Annotated in this window: 22 protein-coding genes; 3 read left to right on the top strand and 19 right to left on the bottom strand. The window is 60.7% G+C overall.

Going from position 1 to position 18,711, the window contains the following annotated elements; translation table 11 throughout:
• Nucleotides 1-6 precede the first annotated feature (6 nt).
• The 19 genes from GRI91_RS03695 to GRI91_RS03605 form a co-directional block, all read right to left on the bottom strand.
• Entirely contained in the window at nucleotides 7-495 is a 489-nt protein-coding gene (locus GRI91_RS03695; RefSeq protein ID WP_160735237.1) for a hypothetical protein, read from the bottom strand.
• A 2-nt stretch (nucleotides 496-497) separates the two neighbouring features.
• Entirely contained in the window at nucleotides 498-1,376 is an 879-nt protein-coding gene (locus GRI91_RS03690) for a hypothetical protein (RefSeq protein WP_160735236.1), read from the bottom strand.
• Entirely contained in the window at nucleotides 1,376-3,631 is a 2,256-nt protein-coding gene (locus GRI91_RS03685; protein WP_160735235.1) for a hypothetical protein, read from the bottom strand. Before GRI91_RS03685 ends, GRI91_RS03690 begins: the two co-directional genes overlap by 1 nt.
• A complete protein-coding gene (locus GRI91_RS03680) occupies nucleotides 3,631-4,857 on the bottom strand; it encodes a phage tail protein I (RefSeq protein ID WP_160735234.1) in 1,227 nt (408 codons plus the stop codon). The genes GRI91_RS03685 and GRI91_RS03680 overlap by 1 nt, the downstream gene beginning before the upstream one ends.
• On the bottom strand, nucleotides 4,854-5,738 hold the full coding sequence (locus GRI91_RS03675; RefSeq protein ID WP_160735233.1) for a baseplate assembly protein: 885 nt from the start codon (nucleotides 5,736-5,738) through the stop codon (nucleotides 4,854-4,856). The genes GRI91_RS03680 and GRI91_RS03675 overlap by 4 nt, the downstream gene beginning before the upstream one ends.
• A 79-nt stretch (nucleotides 5,739-5,817) precedes the next feature.
• Complete coding sequence (locus GRI91_RS03670) at nucleotides 5,818-6,447, bottom strand: RloB domain-containing protein (RefSeq protein WP_160735232.1); 630 nt, start codon at nucleotides 6,445-6,447, stop codon at nucleotides 5,818-5,820.
• A gap of 82 nt (nucleotides 6,448-6,529) precedes the next feature.
• The gene (locus GRI91_RS03665) at nucleotides 6,530-7,807 is read right to left on the bottom strand and encodes an AAA family ATPase (protein WP_160735231.1); all 1,278 of its coding nucleotides are present in this window, start codon (nucleotides 7,805-7,807) and stop codon (nucleotides 6,530-6,532) included.
• A gap of 489 nt (nucleotides 7,808-8,296) precedes the next feature.
• Nucleotides 8,297-8,749: a phage virion morphogenesis protein gene (locus GRI91_RS03660; protein WP_160735230.1), complete on the bottom strand. Its 453-nt coding sequence runs from the start codon at nucleotides 8,747-8,749 to the stop codon at nucleotides 8,297-8,299.
• A complete protein-coding gene (locus GRI91_RS03655; RefSeq protein ID WP_160735229.1) occupies nucleotides 8,749-9,243 on the bottom strand; it encodes a phage tail protein in 495 nt (164 codons plus the stop codon). Before GRI91_RS03655 ends, GRI91_RS03660 begins: the two co-directional genes overlap by 1 nt.
• Nucleotides 9,240-9,428: a hypothetical protein gene (locus tag GRI91_RS03650; protein ID WP_160735228.1), complete on the bottom strand. Its 189-nt coding sequence runs from the start codon at nucleotides 9,426-9,428 to the stop codon at nucleotides 9,240-9,242. The genes GRI91_RS03655 and GRI91_RS03650 overlap by 4 nt, the downstream gene beginning before the upstream one ends.
• Complete coding sequence (locus GRI91_RS03645) at nucleotides 9,400-9,804, bottom strand: hypothetical protein (RefSeq protein WP_160735227.1); 405 nt, start codon at nucleotides 9,802-9,804, stop codon at nucleotides 9,400-9,402. The genes GRI91_RS03650 and GRI91_RS03645 overlap by 29 nt, the downstream gene beginning before the upstream one ends.
• Nucleotides 9,791-10,087, bottom strand: a complete 297-nt coding sequence (locus GRI91_RS03640) for a hypothetical protein (RefSeq protein WP_160735226.1) — start codon at nucleotides 10,085-10,087, stop codon at nucleotides 9,791-9,793. The genes GRI91_RS03645 and GRI91_RS03640 overlap by 14 nt, the downstream gene beginning before the upstream one ends.
• A complete protein-coding gene (locus tag GRI91_RS03635) occupies nucleotides 10,084-10,557 on the bottom strand; it encodes a D-Ala-D-Ala carboxypeptidase family metallohydrolase (protein WP_160735225.1) in 474 nt (157 codons plus the stop codon). The genes GRI91_RS03640 and GRI91_RS03635 overlap by 4 nt, the downstream gene beginning before the upstream one ends.
• A gap of 2 nt (nucleotides 10,558-10,559) precedes the next feature.
• Nucleotides 10,560-10,925 (bottom strand): hypothetical protein, encoded by a 366-nt coding sequence (locus tag GRI91_RS03630; protein WP_160735224.1) that lies wholly within the window; start codon nucleotides 10,923-10,925, stop codon nucleotides 10,560-10,562.
• Nucleotides 10,916-11,131 (bottom strand): tail protein X, encoded by a 216-nt coding sequence (locus GRI91_RS03625; protein ID WP_160735223.1) that lies wholly within the window; start codon nucleotides 11,129-11,131, stop codon nucleotides 10,916-10,918. The genes GRI91_RS03630 and GRI91_RS03625 overlap by 10 nt, the downstream gene beginning before the upstream one ends.
• Nucleotides 11,131-11,607, bottom strand: coding sequence for a head completion/stabilization protein (locus GRI91_RS03620; protein WP_160735222.1), 477 nt, complete (start codon nucleotides 11,605-11,607; stop codon nucleotides 11,131-11,133). Before GRI91_RS03620 ends, GRI91_RS03625 begins: the two co-directional genes overlap by 1 nt.
• A 119-nt stretch (nucleotides 11,608-11,726) precedes the next feature.
• Nucleotides 11,727-12,506 (bottom strand): phage terminase small subunit, encoded by a 780-nt coding sequence (gpM, locus tag GRI91_RS03615; RefSeq protein ID WP_160735221.1) that lies wholly within the window; start codon nucleotides 12,504-12,506, stop codon nucleotides 11,727-11,729.
• Between the two features lie 60 nt (nucleotides 12,507-12,566).
• Nucleotides 12,567-13,649, bottom strand: a complete 1,083-nt coding sequence (locus GRI91_RS03610; protein WP_160735220.1) for a phage major capsid protein, P2 family — start codon at nucleotides 13,647-13,649, stop codon at nucleotides 12,567-12,569.
• A gap of 49 nt (nucleotides 13,650-13,698) precedes the next feature.
• Nucleotides 13,699-14,532 (bottom strand): GPO family capsid scaffolding protein, encoded by an 834-nt coding sequence (locus tag GRI91_RS03605; RefSeq protein WP_160735219.1) that lies wholly within the window; start codon nucleotides 14,530-14,532, stop codon nucleotides 13,699-13,701.
• 156 nt (nucleotides 14,533-14,688) lie between these two features.
• On the opposite strand from GRI91_RS03605, the gene GRI91_RS03600 reads away from it, so the two are divergent.
• The 3 genes from GRI91_RS03600 (at nucleotide 14,689) to GRI91_RS03590 (ending at nucleotide 18,555) form a co-directional block, all read left to right on the top strand.
• On the top strand, nucleotides 14,689-16,548 hold the full coding sequence (locus GRI91_RS03600; RefSeq protein ID WP_160735218.1) for a terminase large subunit domain-containing protein: 1,860 nt from the start codon (nucleotides 14,689-14,691) through the stop codon (nucleotides 16,546-16,548).
• Nucleotides 16,545-17,597 carry a phage portal protein gene (locus GRI91_RS03595; protein WP_160735217.1) on the top strand — a complete coding sequence of 351 codons (1,053 nt, stop codon included), beginning with the start codon at nucleotides 16,545-16,547 and terminating at the stop codon, nucleotides 17,595-17,597. The genes GRI91_RS03600 and GRI91_RS03595 overlap by 4 nt, the downstream gene beginning before the upstream one ends.
• 142 nt (nucleotides 17,598-17,739) lie before the next feature.
• Nucleotides 17,740-18,555: a DNA adenine methylase gene (locus GRI91_RS03590; protein WP_160735216.1), complete on the top strand. Its 816-nt coding sequence runs from the start codon at nucleotides 17,740-17,742 to the stop codon at nucleotides 18,553-18,555.
• Nucleotides 18,556-18,711 lie beyond the last annotated feature (156 nt).

The raw sequence follows: 18,711 nt of genomic DNA, 5'->3' as shown, positions 1-18,711 counted from the left end.
TTTCCTTCAAAGCAGCATCAGCAGGCTGGCGGGAACGCGGTCGGGGATTTCGAGCTCCAGCCAGTAGAGATAGACGTTTCGCGCGCCGCCCGGGGTCTGCCAGTCAGGCAGGTAAAACTCACAGCGGAGGCTGAGATCGCTCCAGTCCGTCACGCCGGAGATGTCAGGGCTTACTTCTGCCGTTCTTATGCCGATGCCGGGCGGGTCATATTCGGCGGTCCAGAGCTGCTGCGCGCCCTGTTTGAGCGACAGGGTCATATAGCTGCCATAAGGCTGCGGGTCATAAGAGCGCAGGCGCAGCGTAGCGTTAGGGGATCGCGGCTGCAGGGCAGGCGAAAGGCGGCACTCAAACACCGCCGCAGCGCCGCCGGGATAGATGTTCTGGGTGCGGATGTAATCGCCATCATCGGGCACGGCTTCGTCGATCGATGTGTGATCGCCAGTGGCAATGCGGGAGGACAGCGTGGTGGCGATCGGGCGGAGGAATTGCGCCATGCCTATTCCTCCGATGCTGCGGGCAGCATGTCCCACTTTGCATCGCCTGCATTCCATTTGCCGCCAATATAGAGGAGCTTGCCCGGCTCGGTCGCGTCGGGCAGCGGAAAGCCGATGGCGCGGTAGGAGCTGTGCCAGGCAAGGCTGCGCGCCGTGCCATCATCGCGGATACGCATCAGCAGCGTCTGCCCGTCACGTGGGCTGCCGGTTGCTGGGCCAATCGTGACATTGCCAGTGAGGCCCAGCAGCGCCCAGATATCGGTGCTGTCAGCATCGGGGGCCTGAGTGCCGCTGGTGCCGGCAGCGGCGATGACGCGGTCTTTCTCGGCCTTGGTCGCCAGTGCGCCCAGGATGGTGGTGGCAAAGTTTGGATCTTCGCCCAACGCATCGGCAAATTCCTGAAAGCTGTTGAGACTGTCAGGGGCCGCGCCAACGATATTGGCAATCTCCCCCAGGACGAAGGCCGTGGTTGCAATCCGCGTGCTGTTGTTCCCGCCTGCAGGCGTGGGGGCGGTGGGCATGCCGGTCAGCACTGGGCTGGCGAGGGGTGCCAGCAAAGCATGTGCCGCCGCCGCCTCGTCGCGCGGCAGATAGGCATCCAATGCGTCGCTGCCGAGCAGATCCTGATAGATCCGGTTGATCGCCTTCGCGTCGCTCTGCGCCTGAATGAAAACCGGCGTCAGCGCTTCGGCCACACGGCTGAGGCCGAGCGCGCGCAGCTCATCGATCACCGTCTCGTAGCTTTTGACCTGCGCCTGGGCGACGCGGATCTGCCCGAGCAAATAGAGCATCGCCCGGTCCATCCGCTCGGGCGAGGCATCGCGATTGGCCGAGAAGTCGATCTCGCGCGGGAGAGTGGTTACGCTGCCATCCCCGGCCATCAGATCGCCCAATCCTTGCGCATGGCGACGTGGAAAGGGGCGAGAGCGGAGGCGATATGGCCGGTGGTCTTGATGCGGAATTCGGTGACGGGGGCATCCAGTTCGAAAGTGAAGACACGTTCCAGCGCATCGCCATCGACCGTCCGGTCCAATGTGCTCACGGGCTCTTCCACGGTGCCGAAGGCTGCGCCGGTCAAAAGCTGGCAGCTGCAATCCTGCGTCGTCTCATCAAAATCCTCGAGCCGCAGCGTCACCTGGATCCGGTCGGAGCCGGCACCGGGCAGGGTGCGGATGTCTGAGATATGGGTGAGATCCTTGTCGAGGCGCGAGAGGATGATCTGCGAACCATTTAACGACATGGCGGGCATCACATCGGGCGTGCCGGTGAAGACCGCGCGGAAAGGCAGGAGCGGGGGCAGGCTGCCCCCGGCGCCGAGCGGCAGATCTTCTGATCCTTCCAGCGGATACCAAGTGCCGGCGATCTGCACTTCGTAGGAAAGCTGGGTCGATCCGGGGATCACCGCCGGGGCGAGCACGTCGATATCGGCAATACCACCGGCAAGCTCCAGCGGCGCGAGATCGATCACCGCCCGGGCGGCGCTGAATTGGCAGGAATGAAGCGAGAAAGCGAGATCGCGCGTGGCATCGCCCTGCTGATAGGCGCCATCGAGCACATAGAAGAATGTGCCCTCCGGAAAGGCAGAGCCCGCCACCGTGCCGATGCGGTGATCGGCCGCCGTCATGATGACGATGGCGTAACGCTGCCCGCCGGTGAGGAAGACCGGGCCGATGGGTATCTGCACTTCGCCGACGGTCAGATCGGCGCGGGCCATGGTGGTGCGGCCGACGACCTTGTCGAGCTGGGGCAGGCCGCGATCGGTTTCACAAATGGCGAGGGTCAGCGGACCCTCTTCGGCCAGACTGGTAAAATTGAGGCCGACTGCGCCCAGCCACATATCATTGGCGTTGAGGAAGGTTTCGGCAACCTGCGTGCCGTTTACCGAATGATCGGTGGTGACTTCCTCCCAATAGGGTTCTTCATAGGTGTCGATCCAGCAATAGCGATAGCGGCGGAAGAAATGGAGCTGCTGCGCGCGGTTCCAGAGCGCGACCGGAATGGCCCAGTCTTCATCGAGCCGGCGGAAGGCCAGCGCAGCGGCATCGTAAAGCCCGTTCTTCAGCCAGGCGATGGAGGAGGACACGCGGCGCGCCCGGCCATAGCGAATGCGGGTGCGTGACACCGTCTTCTGCACCATTTCGTGGGTGGCATAGGAATAGCTGGAAACTGCCACTTCGCCCGTAACCGGCCCAACACGCATCCGCTCCGCCAAAGTGTAGGCGGGAAAGAGCATGCCATTCACCATCTTGGCGCGCGGATTGAGCGCGTCGAAGATCTGCAGGCTGCCCGTGGTGCTGGCCGTTACCGGAAAGCGCATGCCTTCCTCTATCCGGACATGGGAACCGGCATAGGTGAGATCGCTGCCCCCATCATCGAGCAGGAAATCGGCGCTGGAATCGACGGCTTCCTGCGGCACGTCGGCTTTGGCTTCCAGAACGGCAAGCCGGCCCAGCGTGCGGCCATACATATCGAGCGAGACGACGCTGGCTTGTCCAGCAGTGAGGGCGGCGATGTCGGCAGAGAGGCTTTGCACCTGCGGGCCGGTGCGCGCCTTGAAGGCTTCCATCGAGAGCATCCGCGTATCGAGATCCTGCGCGCCGACCACCCTGTTGCCAGTCAGCATGGTGACGCTGGCAATGCCCGCCGGGGTCAGCTCGATCCGCGCGATTTCCAGATAGCCGGCGCCGGGAAGCGGGGCGACCGGATCGGCGCTTTCCTCCCCCGCCACGGTGTCCAGATTGGCGGCGCGGCGCTGTTCCATCGCGACCTGCTGCGGCTCTGCCTGGTTGGTTTCTTCATTGATCAGGAATTCGCGGCTGCGGATATCGGTTTCGATCTCCTGACCCGAGACCAGCATGCTGACGATCTTGCGGCCAACCACGGGCAGACTGGTGGTGAAATCCCGCGTGAACTCATCGGCGCGGTTGAAGACCTTGCCGCCCGAATAGAGCCGGCCGGGCTGCACGGTGATTTCGGTCACGCTGGTGGCGGCAACGGCGAAGCCGGCATATTTGCGCTGATCGGTAATGCCATCGGCCACGATATGATCGATCGAGCGGCGCGCGAATTCCTGCTGCTTGTTAAAATCCTCCGGATCGGCGTCCATATCCTGCCGGTAGATAACCTTGCTTTCCATCAATGTGCCTTTCTGATCTGGCCGAATGTGAAATCGCCAAAGCGAAGCCCGGAGGCGAATTGCACGCGGCGATGGGTGGTGGTGTCGATGAAGATCGTGTCGCGCAGCGCCTTGGAGACGCGCACCGCCGCGATCGCCTGGGCAAGTCGCTCCATTGACGCAGCGCGCAGATAGCCATTGCCATGCCAGCGATGGGTGCGGGCGCGCGGGCGATGGAGGGCCACGGAAATGCGCAGCTTGGCGGTAAAGGGATCGATGCCGTATTGGCCGTGGCCATGCCAGCTGACGGCCTGCTGACGCGGGCCGGTGCGGTTGCGATCGATCAGGTAGTAAACGTCATAGACCAAATGCGGGGCGAAGCTTTCGCGCAAATAGCCGCGCCCGTGAAAGCGCGTCCTGCGCCGCCAGAAGGCACGCGGCGTGAACACGGTGCGTCGGCGTGCGACACGACGCGGGCTGACATCGGTGGGCTGGCTGCCGGCAGGCACTGCGAATTGTGTGCCTTCGGTCTGCGGGCGCACGCTGAGCACATGCGTCTCTGCCGTGCTGACGGAAAGGTGGAAGGATCCATGGAAGCCATGCGACCAGAAGGCGCGGGCGACGCCACTGCGCGCGATGTTGATCCGCTGTACGCTGTCGCCGGTCTGGCTGGCGAGCGTCACGCGCTGTTCCTTCCCGCGATCGTAGTAGGTGGCGTAGCGCCCCAGCAGGCGATCGCCGCGGCTCGCGCGCAGCGCACCGCGCCAGAAGCGCGTGCCGGTGGCGCCGGAAAGGAAAATCTGACCGGGCCTTGCCGTCTCCCGAGTGAGAAAGGGATAGATCCGGATCTGTGGCAGGCTTTCGAGCCAGCTTAGCCGCTGCGCCTCCGACATGGCCCCGCGCAGGAAGCCGCGTGCCGGCGGGCGGGTGATCTTCGTCACCTCCGCGCCGGTCAGCGCGACATGCTGGCGGATGCCGGCAGGCGTCGTCTTCAGCCGGAGGAGGGCAAAGGCATGACGGCAGACGTGGCGCTTTTTCTCCACCGGCCAGCGATCGTCCCAAATATCGAGCGACAAATGCCAGGCGAGGAAGGGAAGCAGATGCTCCGGGCAGCGATCGGGATCGAGCACGGCGCTGACCTGTTCCACCGGCAAGGGAAGCCGCGCCGCGCCGGTCTCTTCCACAGCGTGCTCGAATGCGCTGGCATTGGGCGGCAACAACGGCCCCTGCGGCGCCGCAGCGCTCACGCCGCAATCTCGACCGTGATAGTGCAGCTTTCGAGCCAGGCGGCCCCGGAGGCGCCGGGGTCGATATCGTCCGCTGCAACCTCGACATGATCGACACCGCCGACACTGGCTGCAGCGCCCAGCTGCTGCGCATAGACTACCTGGCCGATCGCGTGGCGGCGCGCGGCATAGGCGCGGATCGCGGCTTCGGCCTCGGCCTTTACCAGCGCCGGATCCGGCCCGCGCCCGATCAGCAGCCGCAAGGCGACGGCATAGCGCGTGATGCTGGCCGCGCGGACGCTGACCACATCGGTCAACTGCACCGCATCCTCTTCGCGGAAGCTGGCGGCGACTTTGGAGACGATATTGGGCGCCAGCGTACCGTCGCCCTCGCGGCCGAGCAGGATGATATCGACGCGGCCTTGCCCGCGTTTCAGGGCGGCGACGTCCTTGATTGCCGGGTCGATCGCGAGCGATCGGGCGCGATAGCCGGCGGCGGTGATGCCGGCATAGGGGAGGGTTTCAGGGGCGATCTGAATGCGGGCGCGCAGCTCCGCGTCGCTTTCGAGGAGGGCGAGCGTATCATCACTGGCGGGTTGGATTTGACGGCGGGTGACGCCGAGCAGCGCGCCCAGATGATCTAGATCACTGCCCCCGGCATAGGCCAGCATCACTGATCGCGCGGCATCGTTGATCCGCGCCCGCAGCAGCAATTCGCGCCAGCTGGCGACCTGCAGCAGTTTCAGCGTGGGATCGGATTCGAGCGCGGCGTTGAAATCGGGCCAGCGCTCGCTGAGATCCGCGATGCTGGCGGCAAGGATGGTCTCGAAGTCGAGTTCCTCCACCACGCGCGGCGCGGCAAGGCGCGAGAGATCGAGGGTGGAGGTACTGCCGGATGCCATGCCTCTCGCATGGAAAAGCGGCGGGGCAGGTGCCAGTGTCGGGCCTCGTTGGGATTAGGTCAACGAGGTCGGGCCGGACCTATGAAGGCTCATCTGCTTGAGCTAATCGTTCCAACGCTTCTACGATTAGATGCACACGGGTGGAGGGATTCTCATGATAAGTTTGATCTCCCCTGTTTTCTGCTTCGCGTAAAATCCGAGCAGATCTCCTTTTAGCGTCATCCCGATATTGAGAAATTTCTTGAAAAAAAGCGCTACAGTCGGATTTGTCGTAATTTTGAAAAATTGCCCTCCCATTTATTTGTTGTTTTTCTAAAGCTGTAATTAGTTCTTTAGCGGGAGATGCACGCTGAGTGCCCTGATATGGGCGACAGCTATCTGCGATATGCAAAGCATACCATACCTCAAAGCATGGAACCGAGGGTGCAGCCAGAATTGTCTTTGATCCGAAGCTTCGTCGTTCAGAGAGACCTTGAACTCTCGTCAGGGCTTCATCATAACTCGCGTGATTATCGCGATCAAACACTAGATAAATTTGCTCATAGTCATCGTCTTCATCAAGATATTCTTTGGCAGTATCTAAAACACTGACCGGAGCAGACCCACCATCTCCAGCAATTCTAACTTTCGCTGTGGTCAGGCCAAGTTCTCTAATAAGATGATTAAAGTAGGAAGGTTCTGTTTTTTTGCCTTCTGTGACAATGAGCACTCTGTCTCGCTCTCGACGATGTGCCTTTCGCCGCTTGAAGTCTTTAAAGCCCTTGGCCCGCCGTCTGCTCATCGACTTTCACCTAAACCGAAAGCCTTGGGATTCCGCCAAATCGACCGTCTAGGTACTTTTTCTGAAAAGCTTTTGCATCGCGTCCTTTGAAATCTGACAATGGTATCAAACGAGCAGCAAGATCTTTGCCCTTCTCAACCAGCCAGATTTGATCGCGACCGAGACATTCTTGATCTGCAACAGACGTATCGTGTGAAGTAAAAATCAGTTGAGCTCCCTTCGGATTGGTCCGCGGAGACGCGAATAGACTGATAAGGTGTTGGAAAGCCAAAGGGTGTAAACCTGTATTAAGTTCATCTACTATCAAAGTTCTTCCATGATCTAATACATCAAGGATTGAACCAGATAAATCAACCAGTGCTTTAGTTCCGGTTGATTCTTCATCTAAAGCCAAAGGCACTAACTCTCCATTGTTATCCGTTCTGGAAACTGAAAGGTCTGGCAGTTTGAGGTCCTGGAAATCTGGGGTGTCACCAGATTCTTCATTTTCATATAATGCCTTAAGCATGCTCAATACATTCGGTGGTATGTCCTTTTCCTCCAAATGCAAGTCGGACAGATCGACGTCAATTTCTCTAAGAAAATCAATGATCCTCTTCTTTTTTTCTTCATCTTTTAGCCACTTAAATGTGGGTGACATACGAAATTCGTTATCAATAGTGTTTAATAGTTCAAGACTTTTGGTAATCCATTCAAACGGAGGCATAAGGCTTTTTGCGTTAAGTCGTACGGCGGTACTGATGAAGAGAGCATTGTGTAGTGTTTGAGATCTCCAGCTATCTCGCTCTCCCTTCAAATGAGCTGCGTTAAGCTGCCAATCATACTCTCTATTTTTTTCGTTAAAGATTCTGGAAAATATGCTGCGCTCTCGCCCAGTTGACTTTGGTCTAGTGAGCAACCATTCTTCAATTATTCTTTCGGAATTCAATGAAAAACCGTACTGGTAGATAGTTTCTTCATGCAAGAAAACTATTTCAAATTCAGATGGAAGTGCACGCCAGTCGCTGTGAAACCTAAATGGCTTCACTTTGAGCTTATCGCTAGGAGAATTTTTGCCACTTCTTTTCACAAAATCTTGCATTGTGCTCATTGCGTCTATCAAAGACGACTTGCCAGATCCGTTTGCCCCAAATAGGCAAGCTTCACTGAGAACGTACGGAACAGCTGCAATCTCTGTCTTTAGCACATGGCCATGACCGGCTCTCTCGGTGGTTGAGCTTGCTGCCATCGTGAAAGTTTGCCTCTCGCGAAACGCCCTGTGATTTTGAACCGAAAACTCGATCAACATTTGATCTTCCTTAAATTTTGATGGCCCTTTTTGCAGATTTGCGCAAATATTCCAGGAAAAATTGGATTAAGCGTTAATTTGGGCCTATTGTCTTCTGAGGCTCTTTCGTGTGGCTGCCTGAAGCTTCGCTGACTTTCTGATCAAAATTTGCTATTCCGGATACGACAAAATTGCAGTTGCTCGCTTGCGGCTGCTAAGCCTCGCAAATGACCGGCTAGAGATTGTGGGTTGCGCTAATTCTCGCCTTCGTCGCCGCTCTTGGCGTCTCGGGAAATGCGCAAGTCAAGAGCAGGCAACAAGGAGGCAACCTTCTGGAAACTTGGATCAAGGGAGGCTATGCTGACTGCATTGCTATGGTCGCCGTGATTGGCGTGTTCTTGTTGGTAGCCAACCTGATGAACTGGCTATTCTAGTCGTCCGCATTCCACGACTTTTCCGGCGTCCCCACACGATCATGACCCCACCGAGAGCGGCCATTTAGAACCGAATTTAATCGCCACTCAAATGCCGCAGCACTTCATCGAGCAATTCATCCTGCTCCTTGCCGAAGCCAAGCAGCCGCCGTGCTTCATATTTGGTGCGGATGATCGAGCCATCGCCCGCCTTGCCGACATAGCCGACCTGTCCAAAGTGATGCACCGCCGCAGTGTGGGCGGTGCCAGAGCTGAAATAGAGCTCGCCCTTATCGGGCGCGGTGCGGATGCGCAGATTGCTGGCCTTGCCGATATTGCGGAACATCTTGCCGCGGCGTTTCCGGTGTTTCTTGCGCGGGGCCATGCGGCTGCGATCCGGTTCCACATTCTGCCGGATGCGCTGGGCGTTGGCGCGGCGGGCGAAGCGCATCAGCTTATCCTGCAGCTTGCGCCGGGAGCGCAGCTCGACCGCGTCAAACAGCGTATCCAGAAACGGTTCGATCTGTTCGAGGCTGTCGCCCTTTTCCATCAGAGCAACTGATCGCCATCCAGCCACACTGAAGCGAGAGGCTTGCCCTGGTCGATCAGCGGCACGCTGTCAGGGAAAAGCGGATTATTCTCCCCGATCACGCTCATGTCGAAGCCGCCATCTGCGCGCCGTTTCGCGCGGATGGGTTCGGAAAGCATGAGTTCGAAGCTGATATCGGCTTCCTCATTCGAGATGAGATCGGCTTCGAAGGGAATGGCTTCGGGCGATTGTTTGGGGGTGAGCAGATCAGGCTGGTGGATCCGCAGCCAGTCGAGCAGCACGATCCAGATCAGCAGATGCGAACGGCGCCAGGCTTCGAAGACGACGACTAGCCTGTATTCGAGCGTGTAGCTTAAATTCTCGCCCTGTGTCGGATCAGCCGCATGGCAGCGGACATGGCCTTCCTCTATCCAGAGGCGGAAGCGGTCGGGATTATCCGCAAGATCGCCGAAGACGGCGGTGAAGGCCGCGCGGAGACTGTCGGGCTTATTCATGGCTGCGGCCCGGCAGGCGGGGGCGGGCAGAAATCCCACTCCGCGCCCATCCGCACCGACCAGCGGCAGATCCGGCCGGCGGCGAGCGAAATGCTGAGCGCCCAGCCATCGACGGCGGCGTCATAGGCGGCATGGACTTCTGGATCGGTGACGATTTCAGCGGTCGGCACCGGTCCCTGTGCCACGGCCTCCGCCATATCGGCACGGCGCGGGAAGATCGGTTTCTCCATAGCCGGCGTGGCGCAGCCGCTGGCAATCGATGCGAATGCGAGGATCGAGAGAAGAGCCAGCGGGCGGATCGTGAAGCGCATCGTCATAATTCCTTTGCAGGATGGAAAGGCGGTCATGGTCGGCGAGCTGCTCGCTTGCGGCTTCGTCGTTGGTCTCGATCGTGCGGGAGAGCGTCTGATTGTTCGCCTGCGAGACATGATCGGCGATGACTTGCCGGTCATAGGTGCATTTGCCGATCGTTCCGGCGGCAAGCAGCACGACGAGACCGGCGGTGATCACCACCCATGGGCGCAGGCCGACAAAGCGGGCGATGGTTTTAACGAGGGCCATCGCGTTGGCCCTCCGTCTTACCGGGCCCGCTATATTTGCGGTCGGCCCATTTCCCGACTTCACGCGCCCCGAAATAGGCCAGCACCGTGCCGCCGATCACCTGCCAGGCAGGATCGGGAATGGCGGAAAGCCATGCGCCCTGAATGCGGATAAGCGTACAGCCGAGGCCGGGCGCCAGCGCCTCCAGCACAAAGGCGAGATAGCCGCCCAGCAGTACGAAGGCGAAGCTGGCGGTGACGCTGGCGGGGCGCACCCATGCGCGGAAGGTTTCGAGGCGCTTCACGCGACCAGCCCCCGGACATATTGCGTGCTCCAGCGGCCCCATTTGCGGACCCGCTGCGCGGTCAGTTCCTGATTGCGGTAATCTGGCCGCCAGCTGACATGGATCCACCCGCTGTTTGGTTCGCCCGGCGTGTGGAATTCGAGGATAAGCTGATCATAATTGAGGCGTTTCTGCATCCAGCGAGCAACCTCGACATTGGAAATGCCGGGGATCTCGAAATCCGCTGCCTGCCCCTTGGTGTGCTGGCTGCTGGAAGATCCACCGACCGCGCGGTTGACGGCAGGGCTGCGATAGCCCGAGCTGATGACGACGGGCCGGGCGTAATAGTCGCGCAGGGGCTGAAGCACATTCTCACACAGGGCGCGCAGATTGCGGATCACCCAATCGGGCGGCGTGTTGTCCAGGCTCTGCCGTGTGGCGGTCTGGCTGGTGGTGAATTCGGAGAGGGTGAAACTGCGGGAAAGCTGCATGGTCAGCCTGCCTTTCTGCTGGCGGTTCGTTCGGCGGCGATGATGGTCTGCGCGTGATTGCGGGCGGCGCCTGCGCCCTGCAGCATGGCTTTCAGCTGCATGACTTCGGCTTCGCTTTCGGCGTGGCGCTTGTGGCATTTGGTGAGCTCGCTCTCGACATGGTCGAGCCGCTCGGTCAGCGCGACCACGCGGCTTTCCAGCCCCATGATCAGGCGCTGCGTGCCGGCATCGATCGCATCGGCGCGGCGATCCATCCGGCCAGCGACCCATTCGAGGAACCATTTCAGGAAGACGAAGCCCGCGCCGGCACCGCCGCCAAAGGCAGCCCAGGGCGCGATTCCGTCGACGATCTCATGCATCATCCCCATAATTTCACGGTCTCGCGTCTGGGTAGGAAAGGAGCAATTTCGGGCAGGGTGATCGCGGCGCCGGCGGGCAGCACGGGGCCATGATCGGCCAGGCCGGGATTGAGCGCGATGGTGCGTTCGACGAGGCCGGCCGTGCGCCCGCGATGGCGCCAGAGAATGAGATCCAGCGTTTCGCCCTGATGGCTGATGACGGTGTCGCCCGGCATCAGATCAGCTCGACCGTGGTGCCGCTGCGCCCCATCATGGTGCGGATGGCGTGGGTGGCATCGCGGCGGAAGGCGGCGGCGAGTTCGTAGCGTTGCTCCGCCCGGTCGCTGCCCTCACGCGTGGCGGTGATATCGGGATGGCGCTCGATCAGCCGCGCGGCGGCCGTGGAAGCGACAGCGCCGATAAAGAGCCGTTCGAGCAATGGGGCACCGTTGACGCGGTTCAGGGGATCGACATCGGTGAGACTGTTCGCGCCGGCCACAATCGCGGCGCTGGCCCAGCGGGTAAGCTCGGTGGTGACATGGATCACGCCCCATTCGATGGCATCGACCAGGCGTGCATGGGGCAATTCACCGCGCAGGTTCACGCGCTGGCGGATATCGTTGACGTCGACATCGGGCCACCAGGCGCCGGTGGTGACCATGCTGCCTTCTGGCGATGCCGGTGCCGGCGGGGTGGAGACGATGTCGTTCATGGCTATCTTCCGCGTGACGCGCCCCGGCTAAACGGGGGTGGGGATCGGCGAAGAGACAATCGGGCTGGCCCGATGATCCTGCGCGTCACCGCCCCCGTGGCGCCGGGGCGCGAGCTGGTTTATTCCTGTGATTTGTCGGCAGCGTCCTCAGCCCCTTTGGCGAGGCGTTTGGCTTCGCGTTCGAGCGCTTCGATCTGTTTGACGACGCCGACCTTGCCATCCAGATCCTTCGCACGCCGCAGTTCGGTGAGCGCGGTGTCAACCAGCGCCGGTTTGCCGCCGGCGATCGCGTCCTCCGCATCGGGATCGAAATCATCCGCCTTGCGCGCCCAGCTTTCACCCAATGCGCGGTGGAGGCGGGCGCGGTAGCTGTCCTTCATGTCATAGCGCGCATTGAGATAGAGCTTGGCGCGCAGCAAAACGTCATGCGGTACGGCTTCCGGATCGGCGATCGCGGCATCGGCCACTTCGCTGACCACCAGCCCGGCGGAGCCCCGGTGATAGCGTTCGGGCATCTGCAGGCTGTGGGTGATGACATGCTGCGCGAGATCGAGCGCGAGGGTCCATTGCCGGACGTCGAGCGCCCAGATCATGGCAGTGACGACGATATCGTCCTGCGGTGCGCTGTCCCCTTCGGCAATCGCCAGGGCGCCTTCACACCAATCGGTATATTTGGGCAGCATTTCCGCCTTGGCGGCGATCTTGTTCTCGATCGATTCAATCTCGCTGAGGCGGCGCAGATCCTCATGCTGCTGCGCCAGCAGATTGCGATATTCATTCGCGCCGGGGCTATCCTCCGGCATGGGGAGGGCCATGCCTTCGGATGCGACCTGCCCGTCATGATAGGCGGACAGCCGGGCGAGCGTCTTTTGCTGGTGGCGGCGGAAGGGGCTGATCATTGGGGCAGGCTCCGGAGCGCAGGAAGACGGGCGGAGGGGCCGAGAAGCCCCTCCACCGGATCATTCGGCGGGTGCGTTTGGATCGGTGAAGGTGATGTTTTCGGCAAGTACGGCAAAATCCGTGTCTTCGATCACATAGCCTTCATTGATGCTGTTATAGTCGGCCAGAGCGACCTTGTTTTCCGGCTCATCGCGAATGAAGCGGCGACGCGAGCCCTCCTGCCAATAGATGGAGAGGTTCTTCAGCGGGGTGATGAACATCGTGCCATCGGGGAATTTGGGTACGATCGCCGCGGGCCGGCCGCCGATCTGTTTGCGTGACATGATCACGTCATAAGTGACTTCGTCACTGGTCGCCTTGCCGCCATCGATCGTGCCCGACAGTGGCCGGTTGATCATGGGGAAGTATTTCTCGTCGACGAGATCCTGACTGACCACCACGACATGTTCGGTGGAATTGCGCGCCCAGCTGGGCATGCCGGCAATCAGATCATACGCCAGCGCATCGACATTCTTGTAATCGGCGTTGGCGTGGATGTGGATGGGCTGATCATCGCCCACGGCTTGATCATTCACCAGAGCGCGGCCCATCACGTGGGAAGGCTTTTCGATCCGCAGCTTCTGCAGCCAACCGATATTCATATCCTCCCCATTGGGGCTGGTTTCCGGATTGCTGTGCGCGGCGGCGTGGGTTCCGTGCCACCCGATGGAAATGCGGCTGAGCGCGATTGAGATCGCGACATGGGCGGCATAGCGCGCCGGGAAATCCTTGAACTTCGACCACGCATCGATCTTCGCCCAGGGCAGATTGGTGTCGAATTCGGTTTCGTAGAGCTGGTATTTACGATCCTGCATGCCGCCGACATAACGCGGGCGGCGCGGCAGTTGGGCGCTGCTGGTGCGGCGGGCGATGAAATCTTCGGTATAGAGGCCGATAACCTCACCGATCAGATCACGGACCGATTCCACATTGATCCGGTCGAGAAAGCCGACCTGTTCGCGCTGCATATCCTCAAGCCGCTGTTCGGCCGTGGGGTCGACCGAGAACAGCTTGTGCACATTGCCGGTGCCGTTGAGCTGGCCGATATGGCGATAGAGATTCCCCAGGGCGGTGCGGCCGCGATCGGAGAGGTGATAGCCCATAGTGTTTGCGTCCTTGGATTAGGGTCTGTCAGGGGTGAGTGGGCGCGGCTTAAAAGGCCTTGGAATAATCCATGCCGTCGCTGGTGCCGGCGGCAGCCGGGCGAGGGCGGTGGCCGGGTTCTTCGGTATTTTCGATCGTGCTGGAGAGCTGTTCCATCTGCGCGGAAAGCGCGGCGATATCCGCGTCCGTCTTCTGCTGCTGGGTTGCCAGGGCCTGTGCCACGACCCCGCCGACACCCTCCATCAGGGCGGAGAGATCGACCTGCTGACCTTCTGCGGGTTTGGGTTCTGGCTTGGGCTTTTCCGGCTCGCCGCCGATCAGGCCAATTTTCTTGAAGAGCCTGGCAAAGCCGCTTTCGATCGCGCCGGCGACATCGCCCTGCGGTTCTTCCTCGGCGAATTCAAGCAGGCCGCCGAGCTCTTGCTGCTTCAGCTGATCATGGCCCGGCGCGACGCGGTTGAAGGACAGGCGCTGCGTGCCGATGGCGGCGGGGCTGTCGGTCAGCGCGCAGCCCATCATATAGGCGCGGCCTTTACCCGCGAAGTCGGGATCGATCTCCACCGAGGGGTAAACCTTTTGCCCCTGTTCATTGAGCGATTTGGCCTCTTCGGTCACGTCGAAGACGCCAAAGAGCGCGGTGCGCTTTTCCGTCTCGCCGCCCACGGTGATTTCGTAATTGTCCTCCACCGAGAGTTCCAGCACATCGCCAAAGGCACGGAAGGGCTGTTGCCCGGTGACGCCGCGGACATGTTCGATATTGAGGCGCGCGCCATAGGTTTTGGGATTGTAATCCTCTGCCATCTGGCGCAGCCATTCGGCATTGATCTCTCGCCCATCGACAGTGGTGCCGGAGGTGCAGAGAAGGAACTTCTTGGTTTTCATCGGGGGCTCCTGGATCGCGCGGCGCGGAAAAATTCTGAAATTGCAGACCTGTCAGGCCCGATAAGGGGAGGGGAAGACAACCATTCCCCCTCGTTCCCGCCGCACCAACGAGATGCCGGCGGCGCGTGAGAACCAATGACGTGACATTCGGGGGCCATGAGCGAGCCGCCCGCCATCGATCCTGCTGCCACCACTCCGCCAAGCCCGGTGGAGGCAAAGCGCGCGGCCCGGTCGCTGTACTGGCGGGGCTGGGCGATCACGCAGATCGCCGAAGAGCTGGGCTGCAAATATTCGACCATCGCCAGCTGGAAGACGCGCGACAAATGGGACGAGGCGCCGGCGCATGAGAAGATCGCCGACAGTCTGGAAGCGCGGCTTTCCACGCTGATCGCCAAGGAGGAAAAGAGCGGGCGCGATTTCAAGGAAATCGACCTGCTGATGCGCGAGGCCGAGCGTCTGGCCCGGATCGAGAAATATCAGGCCACGGGCAAGGAGGCCGATCTCAACCCCAAAGTGAAGGCGCGCCATTCACCCGAGGCCAAAGCCAAGGCCGCGGCGACGCGCGATGCCAAGCGCAAGAACTGCCTGACTGAAGAGCAGTGGGCCGCGCTGGAGGATGATTTCCACGCGAAGAATTTCGCGCATCAGCATGGCTGGTGGGAAGTGCGGGGCGAGCGCACGCGCAAGGTGCTGAAAAGCCGGCAGACGGGCGCGACCTGGTACTTCGCCCGCGAAGCTTTCATGAAAGCGCGCGAGAGCAGCCTTGCCGGCGAAGCGCGCAACCAGATTTTCCTCTCGGCATCGAAGCGGCAGGCGCTGATTTTCCGCCGCTATATCGTCGCCTGGGTGCGCAAGGTGACGGGGGTGGAGCTGAAGGGCGGGTTGCAGGATGCGCCGATGATCATCGATATGGGGGAAGGGTATGAGCCGATCGAGCTGCATTTCCTTTCCACCAGCAAGGCCACTGCGCAGGGCGAGCATGGCGATTTCTATTTCGATGAATTCTTCTGGGTGCCGGCCTTCAGCGAGTTGAAGCGTGTTGCCAGCGCCATGGCGACGCACAAGATCTACAAGCGGACCTATTTCTCCACACCCAGCACGGTGACGCATGAAGCCTATCCCTTCTGGTCGGGCGATGAATGGAACCGGGGAAGGCGGCGCGAGGACCGGCGTGAATTCGACACTTCCGCCAAGGCGCTGGCGACCGGCGCGCATATGCCAGACGGCAGCTGGTGCCAGGTGCTGACCCTGCAGCAGGCGATCGCCGGCGGCATGGGCGGGTTGTTTGATGAGGACGAGTTGCGGCAGGAATGCAGCGAGGAGGAATTTCGCAACCTCTACGGCTGCGAATTCATCGACGATACCGAAAGCAGCTTTCCCTTCTCGATCCTCAATCCCTGCCGCGTCGACAGTTTCTATGCCTGGAAGGATTACAAGCCGGCCGAGGCACGGCCGTTTGGTAGCAAGCGGGTTTGGCTGGGGTACGACCCGGACAAGGGCGGGCGCGACGGGGCAGCGCTGGTGGTTATTGCGCCGCCGGACACGCCCGGCGGGACATTCCGCCTGCTGCAGAAAGTGCCGCTGCGGGGTATGGATTTTGAAGCCCAGGCGAAGCAGATCCGGCGGATCGCCAGCCAGTATAATGTCGAGGATATCGGCATCGATACGAGCGGAGCAGGGCAGGCGGTGTGGGAGCTGGTCGTGAAGTGGCACCCGACCGCGCGGCGGATCGATTACACTGTTTCCAGCAAGGCGGCGCTGGTGATGAAAGCGCAGAATGTTATCCGCAATGGCCGTTTCGAATATGATGCGGGCTGGCACGATATATCCAGCGCCTTCATGGCGATCCGCCCCGCGCTGACCAAGGGGCAGAAACACGTCACCTATGTTTCCGGCCGCAATGCCGCACATGGCCATGCCGATATGGCCTGGGCGGTGATGCATGCCCTGATCAATGAACCGCTTGATGCGGGCGACACCACCCAGACACAAGCCAGAGTGAGTTTTTCCCGATGAGCGATATTGCGGAGCGCGAAGGCGCAGAACAGGCGGCTGAGCCGATCACGATCGAGGCCTTCAGCTTTGGCGATGATGCCAGCGTCGTCGACGGGCAGAATCTGTGGAGCTATTTCGATGGCATGTGGCGCAATGGCGATTGGTATGAACCGCCGGTGCCCTTTATCGGCCTTGCCAAATCCTATCGCATGGCGCCGCATCACCAGAGCGCGATCAAGTTCAAGGTCAATCTGCTGAAGCGGCATTTCGTGCCGTCGCGCTGGATGGATGCTGCCACACATGAGCGCGCGGCGCTCGATTATCTGCAGATGGGCAATCTGTTCCTGGAGGAAGTGCGCAATATGGCCAAGCGGCCGCTGCGCTATCGCGTCTCGCCCGCGCTGCATACGAGGGTGGGCGTGGAGGAGGGGCGGTATTTCTGGGTGAAGCCGTCCCCCTTTGGCCTCGGCAGTCTGTCGGGCGATCATGAGTTCCGCGCCGGATCCATCGTGCATCTGGCCGAGCCCGATGTGGAGCAGGAAGTCTATGGCCTGCCCGAATGGCTATCCGCCCTGCAGTCGGGCCTGCTCAACGAGGCGGCGACTTTGTTCCGCCGGCGCTACTACAAGAATGGTGCGCATGCGGGGTTCGTCTTTTACCTCAGCGAAGAGACGGTGAGCAATCAGGATGCCGATGCGATCCGTGATCAACTGACACAGGCCAAGGGTGTCGGTAATTTCAAGAACCTGTTCATCCATGCACCGAGGGGCAACAAGGATGGCGTGCAGATCATCCCGATCGCCGAAGTGGCGGCGCGGGATGAATTCCTGGGCATCAAGAATGTGAGCCGCGACGATTTGCTGAGCGCGCACCGTATGCCGCCCCAGCTGCTGGGCATCGTGCCGACCAACAATGGCGGCTTTGGCGATGTGCGAAGCGCGATGGATGTGTTCTTCATAAATGAGATTGGCCCGCTGATGGAGACCATGCGGCGCATCAACGATATTACCGGCCTGCCGGTGGTCAATTACCGCGACTATGCGCCGATGATGCCTGTCGGCGGCGCCTGACCAACGCTCGCCGAGAGAGGCGGGGGACCGGGGCGGGGAAACGCCCCAAGTCCGACGACATGCACTCGTCATGATCCCAATCGGGCCCTTCATGGGGCCATCCCGCCTGTCGACTCGACGGCGGAACATATATGGAACAAAAATGACGAAGTCGAATCCTGAAATCGCTCTGGATCCCGTTGCGCCGTGCCGGCCGGTCGCGCCCTGGCTTGGCGGCAAGCGCAATCTGGCAAAGCGCCTGGTCGCCAAAATCAACGCGATCCCGCATGAAACCTATGCCGAGGCCTTCATCGGCATGGGCGGCGTATTCTTCCGCCGTGATCGCCGGCCGAAATGCGAAGTGATCAATGATGCGAATGAAGATGTCGCCACGCTCTTCCGCGTGCTGCAGCATCACTATGTCGCCTTCATCGAAATGATCCGGTTCCAGATCAGCAGCCGCGCAAATTTCGAGAAGCTGTGCCGGCAGGATCCGACCACGCTGACCGACCTGCAGCGCGCGGCACGGTTCCTGTATCTGCAGCGCCTGGCCTTTGGCGGGAAGGTGGCCGGATCGCGTAGCTTTGGCGTCGCACCGGGGCTGGGAGCGCGGTTCGACGTGACCAAGCTAGTGCCGATGCTGGAGGATATGGCCGAGCGCCTCTCCGGCGTCGTGATCGAGCGGTTAGATTGGCAGGCCTTCCTGAAACGTTGGGACAGGCCGCGCACGCTGTTCTACCTGGACCCGCCTTACTTTGGAAATGAGGCGGACTATGGCGCTGACCTGTTCGATCGCAGCCAGTTCGAGGCGATGGCCGATTGCCTTGCGCAATTGAAGGGGCGGTTTGTGCTGAGTATCAACGACCAGCCCCAGGTGAGGCAGATCTTTGCAGGGTTCGCGATGGAGGAGGTGGGGACGACCTACACGATTGGCACGAAGGCGAAGCGGGTGGGGGAGTTGGTGATTTCCTCGGGGTGAGGGGAGCGGGACGGCGGCTTTGCGCCCCAATATCGGTCATTGGGCTGATATCTCTAGCTTCCCGAAAGCTGCCGTAACATTTGGCCGCACCTGTTGAACGGCGTCCACGCCCAGCTGAAATCGCTCGAGGAACCGCTCGCCGGCATCGGCTGCAAC

The organism is Altericroceibacterium endophyticum, from assembly GCF_009827595.1.
In the GTDB taxonomy this organism is placed as follows: domain Bacteria; phylum Pseudomonadota; class Alphaproteobacteria; order Sphingomonadales; family Sphingomonadaceae; genus Altericroceibacterium; species Altericroceibacterium endophyticum.
Note: the sequence above shows the minus strand (reverse complement) of the source record. Positions and strands in the feature narration are given on the sequence as shown.